General features: G+C 38.1%; 18 protein-coding genes. 5 read left to right on the forward strand and 13 right to left on the reverse strand.

Annotated elements, in window-relative coordinates; genetic code table 11:
* Positions 1 to 82: 82 nt before the first annotated feature.
* The 8 genes from LPC09_RS23330 to LPC09_RS23365 form a co-directional block, all read right to left on the reverse strand.
* On the reverse strand, positions 83 to 1,396 hold the full coding sequence (locus LPC09_RS23330; RefSeq protein ID WP_231308547.1) for a UDP-glucose dehydrogenase family protein: 1,314 nt from the start codon (positions 1,394 to 1,396) through the stop codon (positions 83 to 85).
* A gap of 1 nt (position 1,397) precedes the next feature.
* Complete coding sequence (gene galU / locus LPC09_RS23335; protein WP_231308548.1) at positions 1,398 to 2,285, reverse strand: UTP--glucose-1-phosphate uridylyltransferase GalU; 888 nt, start codon at positions 2,283 to 2,285, stop codon at positions 1,398 to 1,400.
* A gap of 13 nt (positions 2,286 to 2,298) precedes the next feature.
* Positions 2,299 to 3,057 carry a glycosyltransferase family 2 protein gene (locus LPC09_RS23340; RefSeq protein WP_231308549.1) on the reverse strand — a complete coding sequence of 253 codons (759 nt, stop codon included), beginning with the start codon at positions 3,055 to 3,057 and terminating at the stop codon, positions 2,299 to 2,301.
* 15 nt (positions 3,058 to 3,072) lie between these two features.
* Positions 3,073 to 4,161, reverse strand: coding sequence for a glycosyltransferase (locus tag LPC09_RS23345; protein ID WP_231308550.1), 1,089 nt, complete (start codon positions 4,159 to 4,161; stop codon positions 3,073 to 3,075).
* Positions 4,162 to 4,164: 3 nt separating this feature from the next.
* Positions 4,165 to 5,301, reverse strand: coding sequence for a glycosyltransferase (locus LPC09_RS23350; RefSeq protein WP_231308551.1), 1,137 nt, complete (start codon positions 5,299 to 5,301; stop codon positions 4,165 to 4,167).
* A 102-nt stretch (positions 5,302 to 5,403) separates the two neighbouring features.
* Positions 5,404 to 6,312: an NAD-dependent epimerase/dehydratase family protein gene (locus LPC09_RS23355; RefSeq protein ID WP_231308552.1), complete on the reverse strand. Its 909-nt coding sequence runs from the start codon at positions 6,310 to 6,312 to the stop codon at positions 5,404 to 5,406.
* A gap of 24 nt (positions 6,313 to 6,336) precedes the next feature.
* Entirely contained in the window at positions 6,337 to 7,059 is a 723-nt protein-coding gene (locus tag LPC09_RS23360; RefSeq protein ID WP_269217406.1) for a sugar transferase, read from the reverse strand.
* Between the two features lie 469 nt (positions 7,060 to 7,528).
* Positions 7,529 to 8,308, reverse strand: coding sequence for an SGNH/GDSL hydrolase family protein (locus LPC09_RS23365; RefSeq protein ID WP_098795609.1), 780 nt, complete (start codon positions 8,306 to 8,308; stop codon positions 7,529 to 7,531).
* Between the two features lie 188 nt (positions 8,309 to 8,496).
* On the opposite strand from LPC09_RS23365, the gene tagU reads away from it, so the two are divergent.
* Positions 8,497 to 9,444, forward strand: a complete 948-nt coding sequence (tagU, locus tag LPC09_RS23370; RefSeq protein WP_098795610.1) for a polyisoprenyl-teichoic acid--peptidoglycan teichoic acid transferase TagU — start codon at positions 8,497 to 8,499, stop codon at positions 9,442 to 9,444.
* 99 nt (positions 9,445 to 9,543) lie between these two features.
* The gene (locus LPC09_RS23375; RefSeq protein ID WP_098795611.1) at positions 9,544 to 9,810 is read left to right on the forward strand and encodes a hypothetical protein; all 267 of its coding nucleotides are present in this window, start codon (positions 9,544 to 9,546) and stop codon (positions 9,808 to 9,810) included.
* Between the two features lie 27 nt (positions 9,811 to 9,837).
* Here the strand turns inward: LPC09_RS23375 and LPC09_RS23380 are convergent, their stop codons facing one another.
* The gene (locus LPC09_RS23380) at positions 9,838 to 10,299 is read right to left on the reverse strand and encodes a hypothetical protein (protein ID WP_231308554.1); all 462 of its coding nucleotides are present in this window, start codon (positions 10,297 to 10,299) and stop codon (positions 9,838 to 9,840) included.
* 137 nt (positions 10,300 to 10,436) lie between these two features.
* On the opposite strand from LPC09_RS23380, the gene LPC09_RS23385 reads away from it, so the two are divergent.
* Together LPC09_RS23385 and LPC09_RS23390 are read left to right on the forward strand one after the other, a co-directional pair.
* The gene (locus tag LPC09_RS23385) at positions 10,437 to 10,622 is read left to right on the forward strand and encodes a hypothetical protein (RefSeq protein ID WP_231308555.1); all 186 of its coding nucleotides are present in this window, start codon (positions 10,437 to 10,439) and stop codon (positions 10,620 to 10,622) included.
* 83 nt (positions 10,623 to 10,705) lie between these two features.
* A complete protein-coding gene (locus LPC09_RS23390; protein WP_098795614.1) occupies positions 10,706 to 11,131 on the forward strand; it encodes a hypothetical protein in 426 nt (141 codons plus the stop codon).
* 549 nt (positions 11,132 to 11,680) lie between these two features.
* On the opposite strand, the gene LPC09_RS23395 is transcribed toward LPC09_RS23390, so the two are convergent.
* Positions 11,681 to 12,487, reverse strand: coding sequence for a histidinol-phosphatase (locus LPC09_RS23395; RefSeq protein ID WP_231308556.1), 807 nt, complete (start codon positions 12,485 to 12,487; stop codon positions 11,681 to 11,683).
* A 123-nt stretch (positions 12,488 to 12,610) separates the two neighbouring features.
* Between LPC09_RS23395 and LPC09_RS23400 the strand changes: the two genes are divergently transcribed.
* Positions 12,611 to 13,159 carry a BAR domain-containing protein gene (locus LPC09_RS23400; RefSeq protein ID WP_231308557.1) on the forward strand — a complete coding sequence of 183 codons (549 nt, stop codon included), beginning with the start codon at positions 12,611 to 12,613 and terminating at the stop codon, positions 13,157 to 13,159.
* A gap of 73 nt (positions 13,160 to 13,232) precedes the next feature.
* On the opposite strand, the gene LPC09_RS23405 is transcribed toward LPC09_RS23400, so the two are convergent.
* From LPC09_RS23405 to LPC09_RS23415, 3 genes are all read right to left on the reverse strand, one after another.
* Positions 13,233 to 14,321 carry a hypothetical protein gene (locus LPC09_RS23405; RefSeq protein ID WP_098795617.1) on the reverse strand — a complete coding sequence of 363 codons (1,089 nt, stop codon included), beginning with the start codon at positions 14,319 to 14,321 and terminating at the stop codon, positions 13,233 to 13,235.
* Between the two features lie 162 nt (positions 14,322 to 14,483).
* Entirely contained in the window at positions 14,484 to 15,620 is a 1,137-nt protein-coding gene (locus LPC09_RS23410) for a toxic anion resistance protein (RefSeq protein ID WP_231308558.1), read from the reverse strand.
* A 15-nt stretch (positions 15,621 to 15,635) separates the two neighbouring features.
* The gene (locus LPC09_RS23415; RefSeq protein ID WP_231308559.1) at positions 15,636 to 16,250 is read right to left on the reverse strand and encodes a 5-bromo-4-chloroindolyl phosphate hydrolysis family protein; all 615 of its coding nucleotides are present in this window, start codon (positions 16,248 to 16,250) and stop codon (positions 15,636 to 15,638) included.
* Positions 16,251 to 16,410: the final 160 nt, after the last annotated feature.

The raw sequence follows: 16,410 nt of genomic DNA on the forward strand, positions 1-16,410 counted from the left end.
AAATATATTTTATTTGAATAGCATGTATAAAACAACCTTACACCAATATTATCGACATAAGGTTGCAATTATTTAGGCTTTTTTAAGATAAATTATTAATGGATTTTCTTCCAATTGAGTGATATTCTACCTTATATTTTGCCGCTTCTTCTAAATCATAGCAGTTTCGTCCATCAAAAATAACCGGAACCTCTAACCAGTTCACATAATCGACAAATTTGATGTTTTTGATTTCATCCCACTCGGTCACGATGAAAACAACATCTGCCATCTTCACAGCTTCTTCTGCTGAATTTGTGTAGATCGTTTCTGCTGGTAGTAGGTTCTTCGCATTATCCATGGCGATTGGATCGTAGCCTACGACTTTAGCCCCTTCCTGCACTAGTTCATGAGCTAAAGTGATTGAAGCTGCTTCACGCATATCATCTGTGTTTGGTTTAAATGCAAGACCAAGTAATGCAACTGTTTTGCCTTCCAGTGAACCAAAACGTTCCTTTGCTTTCTTAAGGAGTAAACGCTGTTGTTCGTTGTTAACCTGGATTACAGATTTTAATAAATTAAACTCATGCTCAACGAAGCTTGCGATTTGGACAAGCGCGTTTGTATCCTTCGGAAAACATGACCCTCCATAGCCTATTCCTGCCTGCAAGAATTTATTCCCAATTCTATCGTCCATTCCCATACCTTTTGCAACATCACTTACATTTGCGCCTAATTTTTCACAAAGGTTTGAAATTTCGTTAATGAAACTGATCTTTGTAGCAAGGAATGCGTTTGATGCATACTTGATCATTTCAGCACTGCGGATATCTGTTTTATAGATAGGAATACCAAATGGCTTGTTTACTTCTTCTATAATAGCTGCTGCTTGCTCTGAGTCTGCTCCAATAACAATACGGTCACCATTAAACGTATCCGACACGGCAGAGCCCTCACGAAGGAATTCTGGGTTAGAGACTACCTCAACGTTTACGTCTTTCGTTAAGTACTCAAGGATAATTCTCTTCACCTTTTCATTAGTTCCAACTGGTACTGTGCTCTTTGTAACAACAACTGCATCATTTTGTAGGTTCTGGGCAATATCTTTTGCCACCTGCTCAATGAAGCGCAGATCTGCCGTACCATCTTCACGCTGAGGAGTTCCTACCGCAATATAAACTACTTGTGCGTCATTGAAAGCTTCCGCGTGCTTTGTTGTAAAGTTCAGACGGCCCGCTTCATAGTTTTTTACCATAAGCTCTTCTAAGCCTGGTTCAAAAATTGGCGAGATGCCTTGTTTCATTCGTTCTACTTTTGATTCGTCAATGTCTACACATGTGACGTTATGGCCGATATCGGATAGGCATACGCCGGTAACAAGCCCTACATAGCCTGTTCCTACTACCGCAATTTGCATTTTATTGACCTCCATTATCTTTGCTGACTACCTCTTTTAAGTACTCATATACTTGATCCTTTAAATCATCGCGTTGTAGAGCGAAGTCAACAGATGCTTTAATAAAGCCGAATTTATCTCCTACATCATAGCGAACACCTGTGAATGGGTACGCTACAACTGATTGAATGTCGTTTAAGATTTTTAATGCGTCTGTTAATTGAATTTCTCCGCCAGCTCCTGCTGGTAGATCATCTAAAATGTTAAAGATGTCTGGAGTTAAGATGTAACGACCCATGATGGCATAGTTTGATGGTGCATCTTCCTTAGCAGGCTTTTCTACTAAAGAGTCGACTGTAATCACTCCTGGCTTTTGCTGGTCCTGCTTAGGAGCGATGATCCCGTATTTCGATACATCTTCATCAGGTACAGGCTGTACACCCACAACAGAGCACTCATATTTTTCGTACATATCAATTAATTGCTTTGTACAAGGAACATCTGATTTTACAATATCATCCCCTAAAAGCACGGCAAAAGGCTCGTTTCCGATAAAACGGCTTGCACAGTTGATTGCATGACCAAGACCTTTTGGCTCTTTTTGACGGATGTAGTGGATGTTTGCAAGGTTTGAAATCTCTTGAACTTCCGCAAGAACCTTGTCTTTACCCTTTTTAGCTAGTGTTTCCTCTAACTCATATGATTTATCAAAATGATCTTCGATTGCGCGCTTACCACGGCCGCTAACGATCATGATGTCTTCAATACCTGATGCAACTGCTTCTTCAATAATATATTGAATTGTTGGCTTATCTACGATTGGTAGCATTTCCTTTGGTTGTGCTTTTGTTGCTGGTAAAAATCTTGTTCCTAACCCTGCTGCAGGGATAATCGCCTTACGTACTTTCATGGTATTTCCTCCCCTATTTCAAATACGTTTTTTTAACTGCATTCAACGCATAGCCGGTAAAACTAAACATTGAGCGAAGTAGCCCGAGCTTTTCAACCTCTCGATATACTTTCCATGTTTGTTTTGCAGCTTTTACTTTGTTACTAGAAATTGAGCCCGGTACCAATCGGTAATAGGCTAATACCTCTTGAAGGCCATGTGCTTTGATGCCTCGTTTTAAAATCGAAAGCCATAGAGCGAAGTCTTGTCTTGTTCGAATGTTCGGCATTTCGATTGGACCTGTTTTTTCTATATTCACAACGGCTGTTAAGCAACCGATGATCGTATTGCTTAGTAGACCGTTATAATCGATACTCCTTGGGACATCAATCACGCGGTCGAGCTTATTGCCGTCAACGTCCATTAACTGATACTTCGAATATGTAAACGTGTAATCATTGATTTCCATGAACTCGATTTGTTTTTCGAGCTTTGTAGGCACCCATAAATCATCACTGTCTAAGAAAGCAACGTACTTTCCTTTAGCTGCTTTAATCGCCGTATTACGTGCAACAGCAGCACCGCTGTTCTCTGTTAACTCTATTAACTTGATTCTGTCATCTTTTTCTGTGTACTCTCGGATGACTTTTCTTGATTCATCCTTTGAACAGTCATCCACAATCAGCATTTCCCAGTTTTGATAGGTTTGCGAGAGGACAGACTCAATCGTTGCCGGGATAAACTTTGTACTATTGTAAGAAGGTGTGATGATTGATACTAATGGCTTGTCCACGCTTTTCCCTTCCTTCTATAATAAATTCTTTTGATAGAGGGAAACCATATAAGCAGCGTTTTCCTCCCATTGATAATGCTTTGACACATGCTCGCGCCCAAGCTTCCCCATCTTTTTGCCTTCTTCAGGGTTGTTATTGAAATAAATCATTTTGTCTGCGATCGCTTGTGCATCCTTTGTTGGGATGACGAAGCCAGTTTGCTTATCTAAAACAACCTCAGGCAGGCCCCCAACATTTGCAACAACAACCGGAACCTCACAGGCTTGAGCTTCAACAGCCGCAACTCCAAAGCTTTCACTATCAAGAGTGGATGGCACAAAGAACACATCGAACTCGTTGATTTTGTTCGGGACTTGGTCATGCGGAATTTTTCCTGTGAAGGTTGTTTGGTCGGCGATGTTTAACTCTTGAGCCAAATTCTGATATTCCTCAAGCTTTGGACCTCCCCCAACAATGGTGAGGTGGGTGTTCTTATACGTTGCCTCGTCCACTTGCTCCTTAAAAAGAGCATACCCTTGTAACAGGTAACGAATACCGTACTTTTCTGTCATCGTTTTCACAATACCGAAGTTGACCTTGTCCGATTCGGTACGTACTTCATTCGGCTTAAACACATCAAGGTTCACACCAAATGGAGTCACTTCAATACTCTTGTCTGTATACTTAGCAGTTTCCACCTTCATGACTTCACTGGTTGAGCCAATCATGTCTGCTCTTTTCAATGCATATTTTACCATATATGTATTTAAAGCACCTTCTTTTGGGAAGTCAAAAATATCCATTCCCCAAACTGATATCACATACGGGTGATAATTCGCCAGTGCCCCGATTACTCCATAGCTCGATACATAGTGAGCATGAAGAATATCCGGTTTTTCCTCTTTTAATATTTTCTTAAGAGTTGATACCGTTAAAAAGTACGTTAATTTATTTGAACCTACATTAAGGTAGCGCGTTTTGACGTTTTTCCAATGTGAACGATCTTGATCATCCTTGTGGCTGTCAAAGCTAATGTTGATGATGTCAAAGCCTTGTTTGTTGTAGTAATCAAGGAACTTTTTTGTGTGTACATTGCTTGCTGGTCCTAAGACGGCAATCTTCATCTCTTAGCTCCTCCCTTCTTTTATGCGCAACATATCGTTTGCCACTTTGCGAACTCTTGCATACCAGCTATGGTTTTCCCAAGCTTTTAGCTCGATGTTTTGCTTTGTTTGATTGTATGTGTCAGGCTGCAAAAGGTCGAGAATTGCCTTTCCGTATTCAGCCGCATCCACTGTTGACACAACGCCGAAGCCTTCTTCCTTTAAAAGCCTTGCTTGAGCATCACAATCTGTTGCCGCAACAGGCAGGTGGTGTGAAAGGTATTCGAACAATTTAACAGGAACCGCGAAATCATGGTAGGCATTTTTCTCCCTTGGAATTAACGCCAAGTGGGACCGGTCGTATATTTCGATTAGTTGGTCTCCTGATAAATGACTCACCTTTAACCAATTATATTGTTCGTACTTATGCATTTCTTGATATTTAGTGTACTCATTTTCACGGCAGACTAATTCAAGATTAATCACATGATCATTTTCGTTTAGCACTTTAAATGCTTCAAGAAGCATTAGCATCCCAACTTGATCACTAATTCCACCGACGAAAACTGCTTGGTATGGCTTTTCTAGCTTTAATGGAATGTTGTTTCTTTTTTCTACTTTCTCCATTCCAGGAGGCAGCTCACTTACTTCACCCTGCCAGCCCACATATTTGTTCATTTCTAATGAAGGGAGATATAAAAGGTCAACGTATTTCTGATATGTTTTTAACTCCTGCTTATAAACTTGTCTCATTAAGTAGCGTAGAAACTTAATTCCTTTTGGCGGTACATACATATCATCGAACTTCCAATACACATCTCGGTAAAACAAGCTGATCGGAATATTGTGCTGCTTCAATGTATTCCAGAAACCGCTGTCTAGCTTTACGTTCTTAGGCTTACGATCCGGATCCGTGAACCAGTATGGCATTGTGCTGTTTTCCATGTAACAGAAAAGGGCATTATGGTAATCGTTACGCGCATGATAATGTTCGATTGCAGCTTGTCTTTCTGACGTTGTCCCTGAGATCACAACTAACTCATGGTTTTCTTCTTCACAATATTGCTTAAATGCTTCAACAATTCGTTTTGGCCTTACACCTGATCCGCTTTTCGGATTTTTTTGCAGTTCATATGGAAAGTACACGAGAATGTGCTTCATCTATTTCGTCCCTCAATTCAACTAGTTTCGTTTTTTCGAACTACGACAAAAACTCCCGCCACTCCTATCTATGGATAGGTTCGTCAAGACGGGAGATATAGTTTACTTATAAAAATTTAATGTATTTTGTAGTCCTTGAAGTAGTGATGTTTTTGGATTCCAGTTTAACTGTTCCTTCGTCACCTTGTTGCAAAGGACACTCTTACGGATATCTCCGCTTCGTTCTTCTTTATAATTGACTTCCAAAGAAGTTCCTGCCGCTTCTTGCATTGTTTCAAAAAGCTTGTTCACAGTAATTTCCTCTCCAGAAGATACATTCAATGTTTGATTATGACCCATTGTTAATGCACGAACATTTGCAGAAGCAACGTCTTCTACATAAACAAAGTCTCTTGTTTGCTCACCGTCACCAAAGATTGTTGGAGCTATTCCATTTGCTAAGCAATCAGAAAAAATCGCAATAACTCCACCTTCACCGTGTGCATCCTGGCGAGGCCCATATACGTTAGCATAACGCAAAATGGTGTAATCTAGTCCAAATGTTTGACTAGCCATTTTTAAATAATATTCAACCGACAGCTTTGAAACCCCATATGGAGATAATGGGTTAGTCGGATGAGTAAGATCGACTGGAAGCGAAACAGGATTTCCGTAAACAGCTGCAGATGATGCAAACACCATTTTCTTCACTCCATACTTTCTAGCCAGATCGATTAAATTTACTGTGCCACGTATATTTACGTTTTCATCGTACAATATATCATTTATTGAATGAGCCACACTCACCTGTGCAGCTTGATGAATAATTGCTTCAGGTTGAAAATCTTGGATTACTTTTTCCATCAAATCGCTGTTGATGTCACAATCCATCATTTGCACTTTTGAATCAAGATTTTTCTTGTGCCCTGACACTAGGTTATCAACCACATATACATCATGTTTTTCTTTGATTAACTTATCGACGATATGTGAACCGATAAATCCACATCCGCCAGTTACAAGAACCTTCATACGAGAGATGTCCTCCTAAATCTACTACCTTGCACCTTCACCTGTAAAGATAACTCTTATTGTTTTAATCGCCGTGTTTAAATCTAATAATAAACCCATGTTTTTTATATAAATTAAATCATATTCCAATTTTTCTTTTGGTGTAATGTCGTACCCGCCATTCACCTGTGCCCAGCCAGTTAAGCCCGGCTTGACTAATAAACGCATTTTAAAGCCTGGAATGTCACGCTCAAATTCCTCTGTGAATTCAGGTCTTTCTGGACGAGGACCGATTAAGCTCATGTCCCCTTTAATCACGTTGAACAATTGCGGTAACTCGTCAATACGTGTTTTACGAATAAATGCTCCCACTTTTGTAACGCGGGGGTCATTTTTACTTGCCCACTGAGCACCATTCTTCTCAGCATCTGATCTCATCGAGCGCAGTTTAATAACATGGAAGTTTTCCCCTTTGTAACCAACACGCTCTTGAAAGAACAATGCCTTCCCCGGTGATTCCAGTTTAATCAACAACATTGTGATTAAAATAATAGGGGTAGCGAAGATTAAGCCAATGCTAGCAACTAGAATGTCAAATATACGTTTTAAATATAAGTTATATACTGTTTCCTTCGGTATTACGGCTACTCGTTGATATGAACTTGTTTGAAATATTGTTGACTCTGCTCGATTTATTGCCATCCTTATCACCTCAAATACTAAAAACATGGCTATCAAAAAAATAGAGAACCTTCTAGTGGTACTCATATAGTTCAAACACTTTTATTAACAAATCATCATAAAAAAAAATATCACTTGGAACGCAAAAGGTCAACAAGAACATTTAGAATTACTGGATAAATAATCCTCAATTTGTCTTCTCTTTTGTCATAGCAGATCAGAGACAGAAGTCCTACAATTACTTATTAATGTAGGTAACCTGAGCTCTTTTCATTCACTTATTGTTAAAAAAGTGCTTAACACATAAAGGTAATGAAAAATTGTTCTTTAGATCTCAAGAATATTTTTTCACCGGCTGGTTAAGCTAGGTTCGTCATCATACACTTCGAACCTGCTCTTCTTTTTGTAGCCGTTCCCCTAAGAAACTATACAACATTCCTATCCATCCTACTATTGGAATCTGTAAATTCGAAAAGAAAATATGATAAATTTGTGAAACTTATTTTAACTAGTCGCGTCTAACAACTATATAGTCAAACACGAGAAAAAAATAACCTTAATTTGTTGCAATAAAATAATTGATTAGATAGTCTGCCCAAACTTTGTTTCCATTATCATTAGGACTTCCATTTGCTGTTATGTACTCTTTCATTTTGATGTCATTTAAGTCAGGCCAGTTTTCCCAATGATTTAAATAAACAATGTCTTTACTTTCAATATAATCTTTCAGCTGCGTAACCTCTTGCGGATAATACGTTGCCCCGTATATAGGGTTTGGAGGTTGCACCATTAGAATTAGCTCATTGTTTGCTTCTTTCCATGAATCAATGATCGTTTGAACATTTTCTAACGTGTTATCAATACCAACAACTCCATTATCCTTTAACATCGGAGGTTCAAATAGGATAACGTCAGCTTTAGAGTTCAGTTCTTCATATGTCTTATCATTTATTATATCTAAAGTCGTTTTATCACCAGTTGAAACGATCGAGATATTAAAGACCTTTTCACCATAATGTTCCAAAATTTCATTTTTAATTTTTTCAGACCATGTATCATCTGATTCAACTGAACCAAAAATAATAAGGTTGATTGCTTCATTAGAAGCAGTTGATTTCTTTATTTTTTCTTGTAATTCCTTTGGTAGATGCTTAGAGGCTTCGAGAAACTCAGGTTCCTCCTCCTCAACTGGTTTTTTTTCAACCACTTCTACCTCCGTTTTTTGATTTGTGAATTTTCCTGTTTTAGCGGAGATTTTATTATTCCAATGTAGGTTTCCTACAATGATTCCAGCAACACAAATTAAAAGCGTAAGAACAACTGTGAATCGTTTCAATTTCTTTACCCCCATTTTACAAAAATTACTTAGTAAAATTATACACAATTTGATAGATTTCTACAAAGAACTTCCAAAAATCTAGGTAATTGGAAACAATTTTTGACAAAAAAAGATTGTCTAAATCCTTAATCAGCCATATAATTTCGTTAGTATTAAATTTTAAAATAAAAAGGATGAACATAGATATGCGTGAAACAAAGAAAAAGAAACGAAAATGGCTTTGGATTTCACTTAGCATCATTGGCTTATTAGCAATTAGCATTGGAGGCTATGCCTACTATATTTTCCAATCAGCTGCCGATACTGTTGCAAGCATCCATGAAGACATAGATCGAAAAGTATCTAAAAAAAGAACGGAAGAAGTTGTCTTCACTGAAAAAGATCCAATCTCAATCCTACTAATGGGTGTTGATGAACGAGAAGGAGATAGAGGCCGATCTGACTCTTTAATTTTAATGACCGTTAACCCAAATACAAATTCAACTCAAATGGTCAGCATTCCACGTGATACTAGAACGGAAATTATCGGTAAAGGTACTCAAGATAAAATTAACCACGCTTATGCGTTTGGTGGTACAGAAATGGCACTAAATACGGTTGAGAACTTCCTTGATGTTCCTGTAGATTATTTCGTTAAAATTAACATGGAAAGCTTTAAGGATACTGTTGATGCTGTGGGCGGTGTTGAGGTTAACAACACATTAGATTTTTCATACGATGGCTTTGATTTCCCTAAAGGAACAATAACTTTAAGCGGAGAAAAAGCATTAGCTTATACACGTATGCGCTATGAAGATCCTCGCGGAGACTTTGGTCGTCAAGATCGACAAAGACAGGTAATCGAAGGTGTTATGAAAAAAGGAGCGAATATCACGTCCATCACAAAATTCGGAGACATGTTCAATGTTGTCCGTAATAATGTCACAACCAACTTAACTTTCGATCAAATGTGGGACATCCAAGCAAATTATAAAGCAGCAAGCAAAAACCTAACTCAATATCAGGTGAAGGGATCAGGCGATAAAATTAATGGCGTATATTATTATATCGTCCCTGAAGAAGAACGCCTGGCTTTATCTCAGCAACTAAAGGATCATCTTGAGATCTCAAGTAATACAGCAAGTACAAACTAACGAAAGGTCAGCCTTTTAACGGGCTGCCTTTTGCCATGCATAATTTTGGTTTAATTCCATATTCTTTAAGGATATAGTATGTAAAGGGGGAATTTAAAAATGGAATTTTCATTTGGATTTATACTTTCTATAGCAATCGCGATTTACTTAGCAATCGATGCACCAAAGCATAACCGCAACCCTTGGCTTTGGGGGATTTTAGGATTTATCTTCGGGCCGATCGTGCTTGGTATTTATTTAATTAAGACTGGACGTAAAGTGGCAGGCTGGATTATTTTAATTATCTCGATCATCTTAATCATTCTCGTGATTCTGCTGTTTGCTGTCGGTATTTTCTTTGTCCTGAATGGTTTTAGCGGTTATTAAAAAAGTCCTTCACCCGAAGGACTTTTTTTATTTATACTCCCACACGACTTTCCACACTTCCTCATGTAAAACGGCATACACATCCTGCTTCACCGTAAACGTCCCGAATTTACTTTTAAACGTTTGACTCACCGTCATCTTGAAAGCAGTTGGAAACGTCTCAGCATCCTTAGCCATTTTAAAATTCTCGACCTCTTCTTCCCCGTCTACATCATATGAAAAAGTCGTCACCCCATAATGGCTCATATAAATATGCGAACGTTCCGTCACATAGCTGTTTTTCGTAAACCGCGCCTGCATGCTCGGATGAAAAAGCTCCCATGCACTACCAAAGTCACCCTCTTGCTCATACTCATAAAAAGCCTTCACGACATCTTCAGGATCATTCGCTCCAAAGCCTGAGATCAAGCGAACTAGGAAAAACCCACCTACGACTACCACAAGACCGATCAAAATAATCGGCAGCTTACTTGAAGAACGTCTACGCATTTTGGACACCTCTCTGCCTGTCTAATACAGAGTATGATGAGGGGTGGTGAGATATTCTTTATGTCTTTGGATGGAGGGATTTTTATGGATAATTATGGTATTATGGGTGGTGAACTGATTTAAAAGGGGGAAAACCGATGGAGTTAACGTTTGGAGACTTCCTGACCATTGTTTGTATCCTTATTGTGCTATATGTCATATACAGACTCTCAAAAATAAACTATCAATTAAATATGATCATCAAACACCTTGGCGCTGATAAAAAAGAAGTTGTACCTAATGATGAGATTGAAAAAGAATTGCAACGGGAATTTAAAAAATAAGGTACGAGGCTTATTGCAATTTTCATCTGGATCTAACATAGTATAAGACGGATTTGAATTTTTTAAGGAAGTAGTGTGACGGAATGAAGGATGCTATTTTATTTCTCGTTGACATCGTTAATTCCATTCATGACATATTAATTGTTTTGATTAACGATATGCTCGGACTTCAGATGACCGATAAAGATATGCATTTTTGGATTATGGGCTTTATTGGGATTGGCACGTTTGCCGTTGTTTATCTTTTCACAAAATGGCTGGCAAAGCTTCCATTCGGCCTGCATCTTGTTGCGTTTATTTATACATTAACCTTTATGTTCGTGCTTGTCTTCGCCATTGAAATTCAGCAGGCTATTACAAGTCGGGGAAATATGGAATTTATAGATGCGGTTGTTGGTTTATGGGGCTATATTGCGTTGTTCCTCGTGTATGCTGCCATTGCTGCGGTGTTTTTGATTGTGAAGAGGTTTTTTAGTAAAGATAAAAAGAAACGTGATTTGACACTATAAATTCGAAAATGGCCATCAACTGCACAATTTTTGATGGTCATTTTTTGTATGTAGGGCAGTTCCTACGATTAACATCCTATAATAACATTTACGCTTAAACTCACTTTTAAGATCATTTTTCCCTTTTTGGATCTTTCGAATGGAATAGTCCTGCCCACTCATGCAAAAGCATACGCATTCCTTTTTTGCGTATGCTTTTAGCTCCTTTTCACTGAAAAATGATACACAAATGGACATTTTTTACAATATTATCCACTTAAGAACTCACTTTTCCCTTTTTTTTGGATCTTCCGAATGGTTTAGTCCTGCCCATCCACGTAAAAGCATACGCATTCCTTTTTTGCGTATGTTTTTAGCTCCTTTTCACTCAAAAACGATTCACAAACGGACATTTTTTACAATATTATCCACTTAAGAACTCACTTTTTCCTTTTTTTGGATCTTCCGAATGGTTTAATCCTGCCCATCCACCCAAAAGCATTCGCATCCCTTTTTCACGTATGCTTTTAGCTCCTTTTCACTGAAAAATGATACACAAATGGATAATCATTATAAGCTTGTTAAAAATCGCTTTTTCCCCACAAAATAAGCCCACTCTTTAAAGCCAATTTCTTTCAGTCTTTTTTGAACAAGCTCAAACTCATCGCAAATTCGCTCAGGCTTGTGAGCGTCGGAACCGAATGTTACTTTCACATTATAATGTAGGGCTCTTTCTAAAATTTCATCAGACGGATACCAGCCACCACAATACTTTGTTTTCCCCGACGTGTTGATTTCAATCGCCACATCCTCTTGACCGATAACTTCTAAAGTTGAATCAATCATCTTTGTTTCGATCGCAGAAAACTCAGGATAATAGCCTTTCATCGCGTCAATATGACCTAAAACCTGAAAGAAGCCGCTTTTAGCTGACTGCTGAATGAGTCGATAATACTCATCCTTTACCTCAACCTGCTCCTGCGACGTTAACCCTTCCCAGCGACCTTTTTTAAAAATATTCACATCGTGTACATAGTGAATGGAACCGATTATGTAATCAAACGGATGCTTAAGGAGCTGTTCACGATAAATGTTGAAATGATCCGGAAAAAAATCACTTTCCATCCCTAGTAGCACATGAATTTTATCTTGATATTTTTCTTTTAAATGAAGAACTTCCTCTACATAATTGACAAGATCACTTTTCGCCATTGCAATACCTGGGTACAGCTGATCCTCGTCACTGTGAAAATACGGAGTGTGATCAGAAATCCCAATATAATTCAAGCCATAATCAATCGCCTGCTTCACATAATCCTCTATTGTTCCAAGTGCATGTCCGCAGCGCTCGTGATGTGTATGTAAATCAAATTTCATGTTTCCAGCCTCCTCTATTTAACGCCTCTTCCGTTATCTTAGCGTATCCTGTTAATTTTATCCATGATGTGTTTATAAGTTTTGAAAAGTGACCAAGATGGAGAAATGGAAGGAGGCTTGATGATGATTGATATGAGAAGGATTACGATTTTTGCATTTATTCTTTTGGTTATTTTATATCTGGGTAGTAAATATGTGTTGGATGATGGAAAGGAGTCACCAACGAGTCACACACCTCAAAGGCAAATTGTGAAGGAATTAGACGTTCCTGGTCAGACTGTTTTTAACCCTACAAGAATTGGTCATGTTGAGGTTAGCTCTGTTGAAGAAATTAAAGCTCGTTATCAGCAGAAGTTCGAGGATTTGGAAGCAAAAACGAATGAGAAAATTGATGCTTTGTTCAATGAAGTAAAAAATGATTACCAAGATTTTTCAGAAGCTGGCGATGTCTCCCTTAAAGACCTTTATAAAAAATACGCCGATGAAGGTCAAAAGATTGAGAATGAAACAGAAGCTGCATTTAAGGCTCTTTATGAAGAGATGTCTAAGGAGCTCGTCTCAAACGGCTATAACTTGGCTGAGGCTGAAGAGTTCAAAGATAAATACATGGAGCAGAAAGAATTGCGAAAGTCAGAAATCTTGGAGAAAGCACTGTCGATTGTGCGGAATTAGAAAAGCCCTGTGTTTGGTAGTGACACAGGGCTTTTTGTTCGACAAATTTCGAGGAGTGACAGGCACCACAAACCTATCTAAACTTCCCCCACAACCACCTACTAAACATATATAGGTAACTGCCCGCCAAAAAGAAGATGGTGACCATTAAGTTGTAACTTAAAACAGCTTCACTGAATTCTTCTGTTTGATTTGTTGAAAGTAATGTTCCAATGTTTATAGCCAGAACCACTAAAAATCCATCCAATAGCGGTTTATACCATTTACGATTCCCTGCGTTTACAATGAATAATGCTATTAGTGTTAATAACCATGGAAGCATGTCAATTGAACTAAAAAATCCATCTTCAATTGGAAAGTGTGGAAACCACAGACTAACCATTGGTATTTGAACGAGAGCTATAAAAACACTGTAGGAATGTCTCCTTTTCCTGCTTTTCTCCAATCTCATTTTAATTTCTTCTGTTAAATACACATCATCTTTAGCAAAATCACTAATAATATCGCCTATGGTAAACGATAATGTGCCTTCATATTCTTGCTTAGGAATTCCCGCAATGGCCTCTGATGTATTTGGAGTCTTATTTAATGATAATTCAGTATGATAAAGAGGCACCTGATTTTCTCTAAAAACACGAACCCATTCATCAAACATTTCGTTATGGCCAATTTTAAACGTTAATACTTCTTCCTTTTCTAAGGTACTGCTTCCTTTAATATATAATTTTGCTTGCGCGACCTTTTTCAATCTTGGTTTAATTCCATCTAAAGTTTGTTCATTCTTCGGCAATAAAATATAGCTTTTTCCAATAAGAACATAATCGATTTTTTGATAAGGTAATAGGATTTCCTCTGTTTTTCTTGTTTTTTTATTATGAAAACTATAATAATAGCCATCATCACGAAGTTCTACTTTTATTGCATAATCCAGGTATTTTCTTAAATTTTTATATCCAAATAGAGCTAAAAATAAAATAATTAGAGCGGCAAACAATAATAAGAGAAAAGAGCCAAGACTGCTTCCCAACGCTACTGTAAACGCAAGGTAGGTAATCCCTAGACCTAAAAGCAGTAAAAATAAAATAAGCGTTACATGAGCACCAACTGCCCAATTTGGGAGTTTATTCGAAAAAAATCGGTGATCCTTAGAAAACATTTCCATTCTTTATTCACCTCACTTGTTCATTTGAGGATACACTCCCCGGAGAGTGTTCACATGTGAAATTACGAGATTTCTATACGAATCTATTGCTTTTTATCTGCTTGTTATGCACCTAAAAAAATAGGGCTTGGTTAGGCCAGCCCTATCTGTTTATAAACAATCTTACATCCCCGCCAGCTTTTTCTTCAAATCCGTCTCCATCAGCGCAAGGTCCTGCTCTGCCTGCAGTCGCTTCGCACGCCCTTCCGCTTGGATACGGAGTGTTTCTTCTAGAGTAGACACTAAGTGGTCTTGAACCTTTTTCAATGTATCCACATCTACTAGTCCTCGTTCGTTTTCTTTGGCTGTTTCAATTGTGTTCACTTTCAGCATTTCAGCATTTTTCAGAAGTAAATCATTTGTTGTTTTAGACACAAGCTTCTGCGCTTCTACCGCATCTTTTTGGCGCAGTAGAGTTAAGGCAATGGCCACTTGGTTTTTCCACAACGGTATAGCCGTTGTAATGGATGATTGAATTTTTTCAACCAACGCTTGGTTTGCACTTTGAATTAAGCGAATTTGCGGGGCGCTTTGCATCGTGATTTGTCTGCTTAACACAAGGTCATGTGTACGTTTTTCTAATCTGTCGGCAAATTGCATGAGGTCGTTTACCTCTTGAAACGCCATTTGGTCTTGTGTGGCTTCTGCTTTTTTCTTCAGTTCTGGGATTAGTTTTGTTTCGAGCTCTTCTATTTTTAATTCGCCCGCTGCGATGTAGACGTTCAGCGCATGAAAGTATTCTTTGTTTTGTTCGTAAAGCTGCTCAAGAACCGTGATGTCCTTTAACAAACCCGTTTTTGCATGATCCAGTTTCACACTAATGCGATCGATTTGCACACCTGTTTTTTGGTATTTTGTTAATACTTCCTGGACGGAGTTTGATAGTTTTCCAAACACCTTAGAAATCAGTCCACGTTTTTCTGGTTTTAGAGCATCAGGGCTTACTTGCTCTAATTTCTTCATTAAGTCACCGATAATTTCGCCAATTTCACCGGTGTCTTTTTTCTGAACATGATCCAACATCGAGTGTGAAAAGTTTAATAGCTTTGATTGTGCCTGTGATCCATATAATGAAATCGCTTGTTGGTTTTTTGGATCAATTTGCTCAGCAAGCTGAATTGCCTTTTGGCGGTTTTCTTCAGGTAAAACGTCAATAAGCTTCACCTGCTTTGGTTCTCCTTGCTCTGTTTTTACTTCATTTATTTGTAGCTCTTCTTCGCCAAATGGATTGGCAAGCAGCTGATCTAATTCGCTTTTCATTGGGATGGCCTCCTACTATTTTTTAATTGAAAGTTTTGCAACATCTAGTTCGAAGTTCAACTGAGATATATCTTTAGACAAAACATCGTGTAAATCCTTCTCCAGTTTTTCTGAAAGCTTGGAAATCGTGTCACGCGTTTCATCTAGAGAGTGAGATAATTCACGGTTCTTTTTCGGCTGTGAAACTAAGAATGCATATTTTTCGCTTAACTCAACGAGCGAGTCTAAGTGAGAATAGTAAAACTGCTCGGCTAGGTAAAAACGCTTCGGCTCTTTTTTTGTAATCGAATAAATACGATTCACAACACGATACAGTTCGATATTTTGTTTAATGGAAGAAACTGATCGGATCGTAAAAAATGTTTTGCGAAGACGTTTTATTTTTTTATCTGCTTCCTTTAAATGATGATGAATATATTTGTACTCTTTTCTTGAAAGTTGGTTTTGTTTTAAAAAGCGTTGAGTTGTTAGTGCTTTTGTTCCGGCAAAGGCAATGGCCCCTCCCCCCAACGCATAGGCACTCGACATAAGGTACGTTTGATCCAGTGGAAAAAAGCTGACCATCCAGATCGCACCCGTTGATACAAACGCAGTGGTGGACTGTATGAAAAAATTGACAAATTGATTCATGTTAATCGTCTCCTATAGTTTATGATTCCTACTATTTAGTACGTATCGCCATTCTTGAAAGTTTCATTGTTCTATTAAAAAGTTTTCAGTTCAAGACACTTGATCCTATCCCATCTTTCCACTAAAATCACACTTGGTATACATACGAACGTCGCAGAAG

This window comes from Metabacillus sp. B2-18 (assembly GCF_021117275.1).
In the GTDB taxonomy this organism is placed as follows: Bacteria; Bacillota; Bacilli; order Bacillales; family Bacillaceae; genus Metabacillus.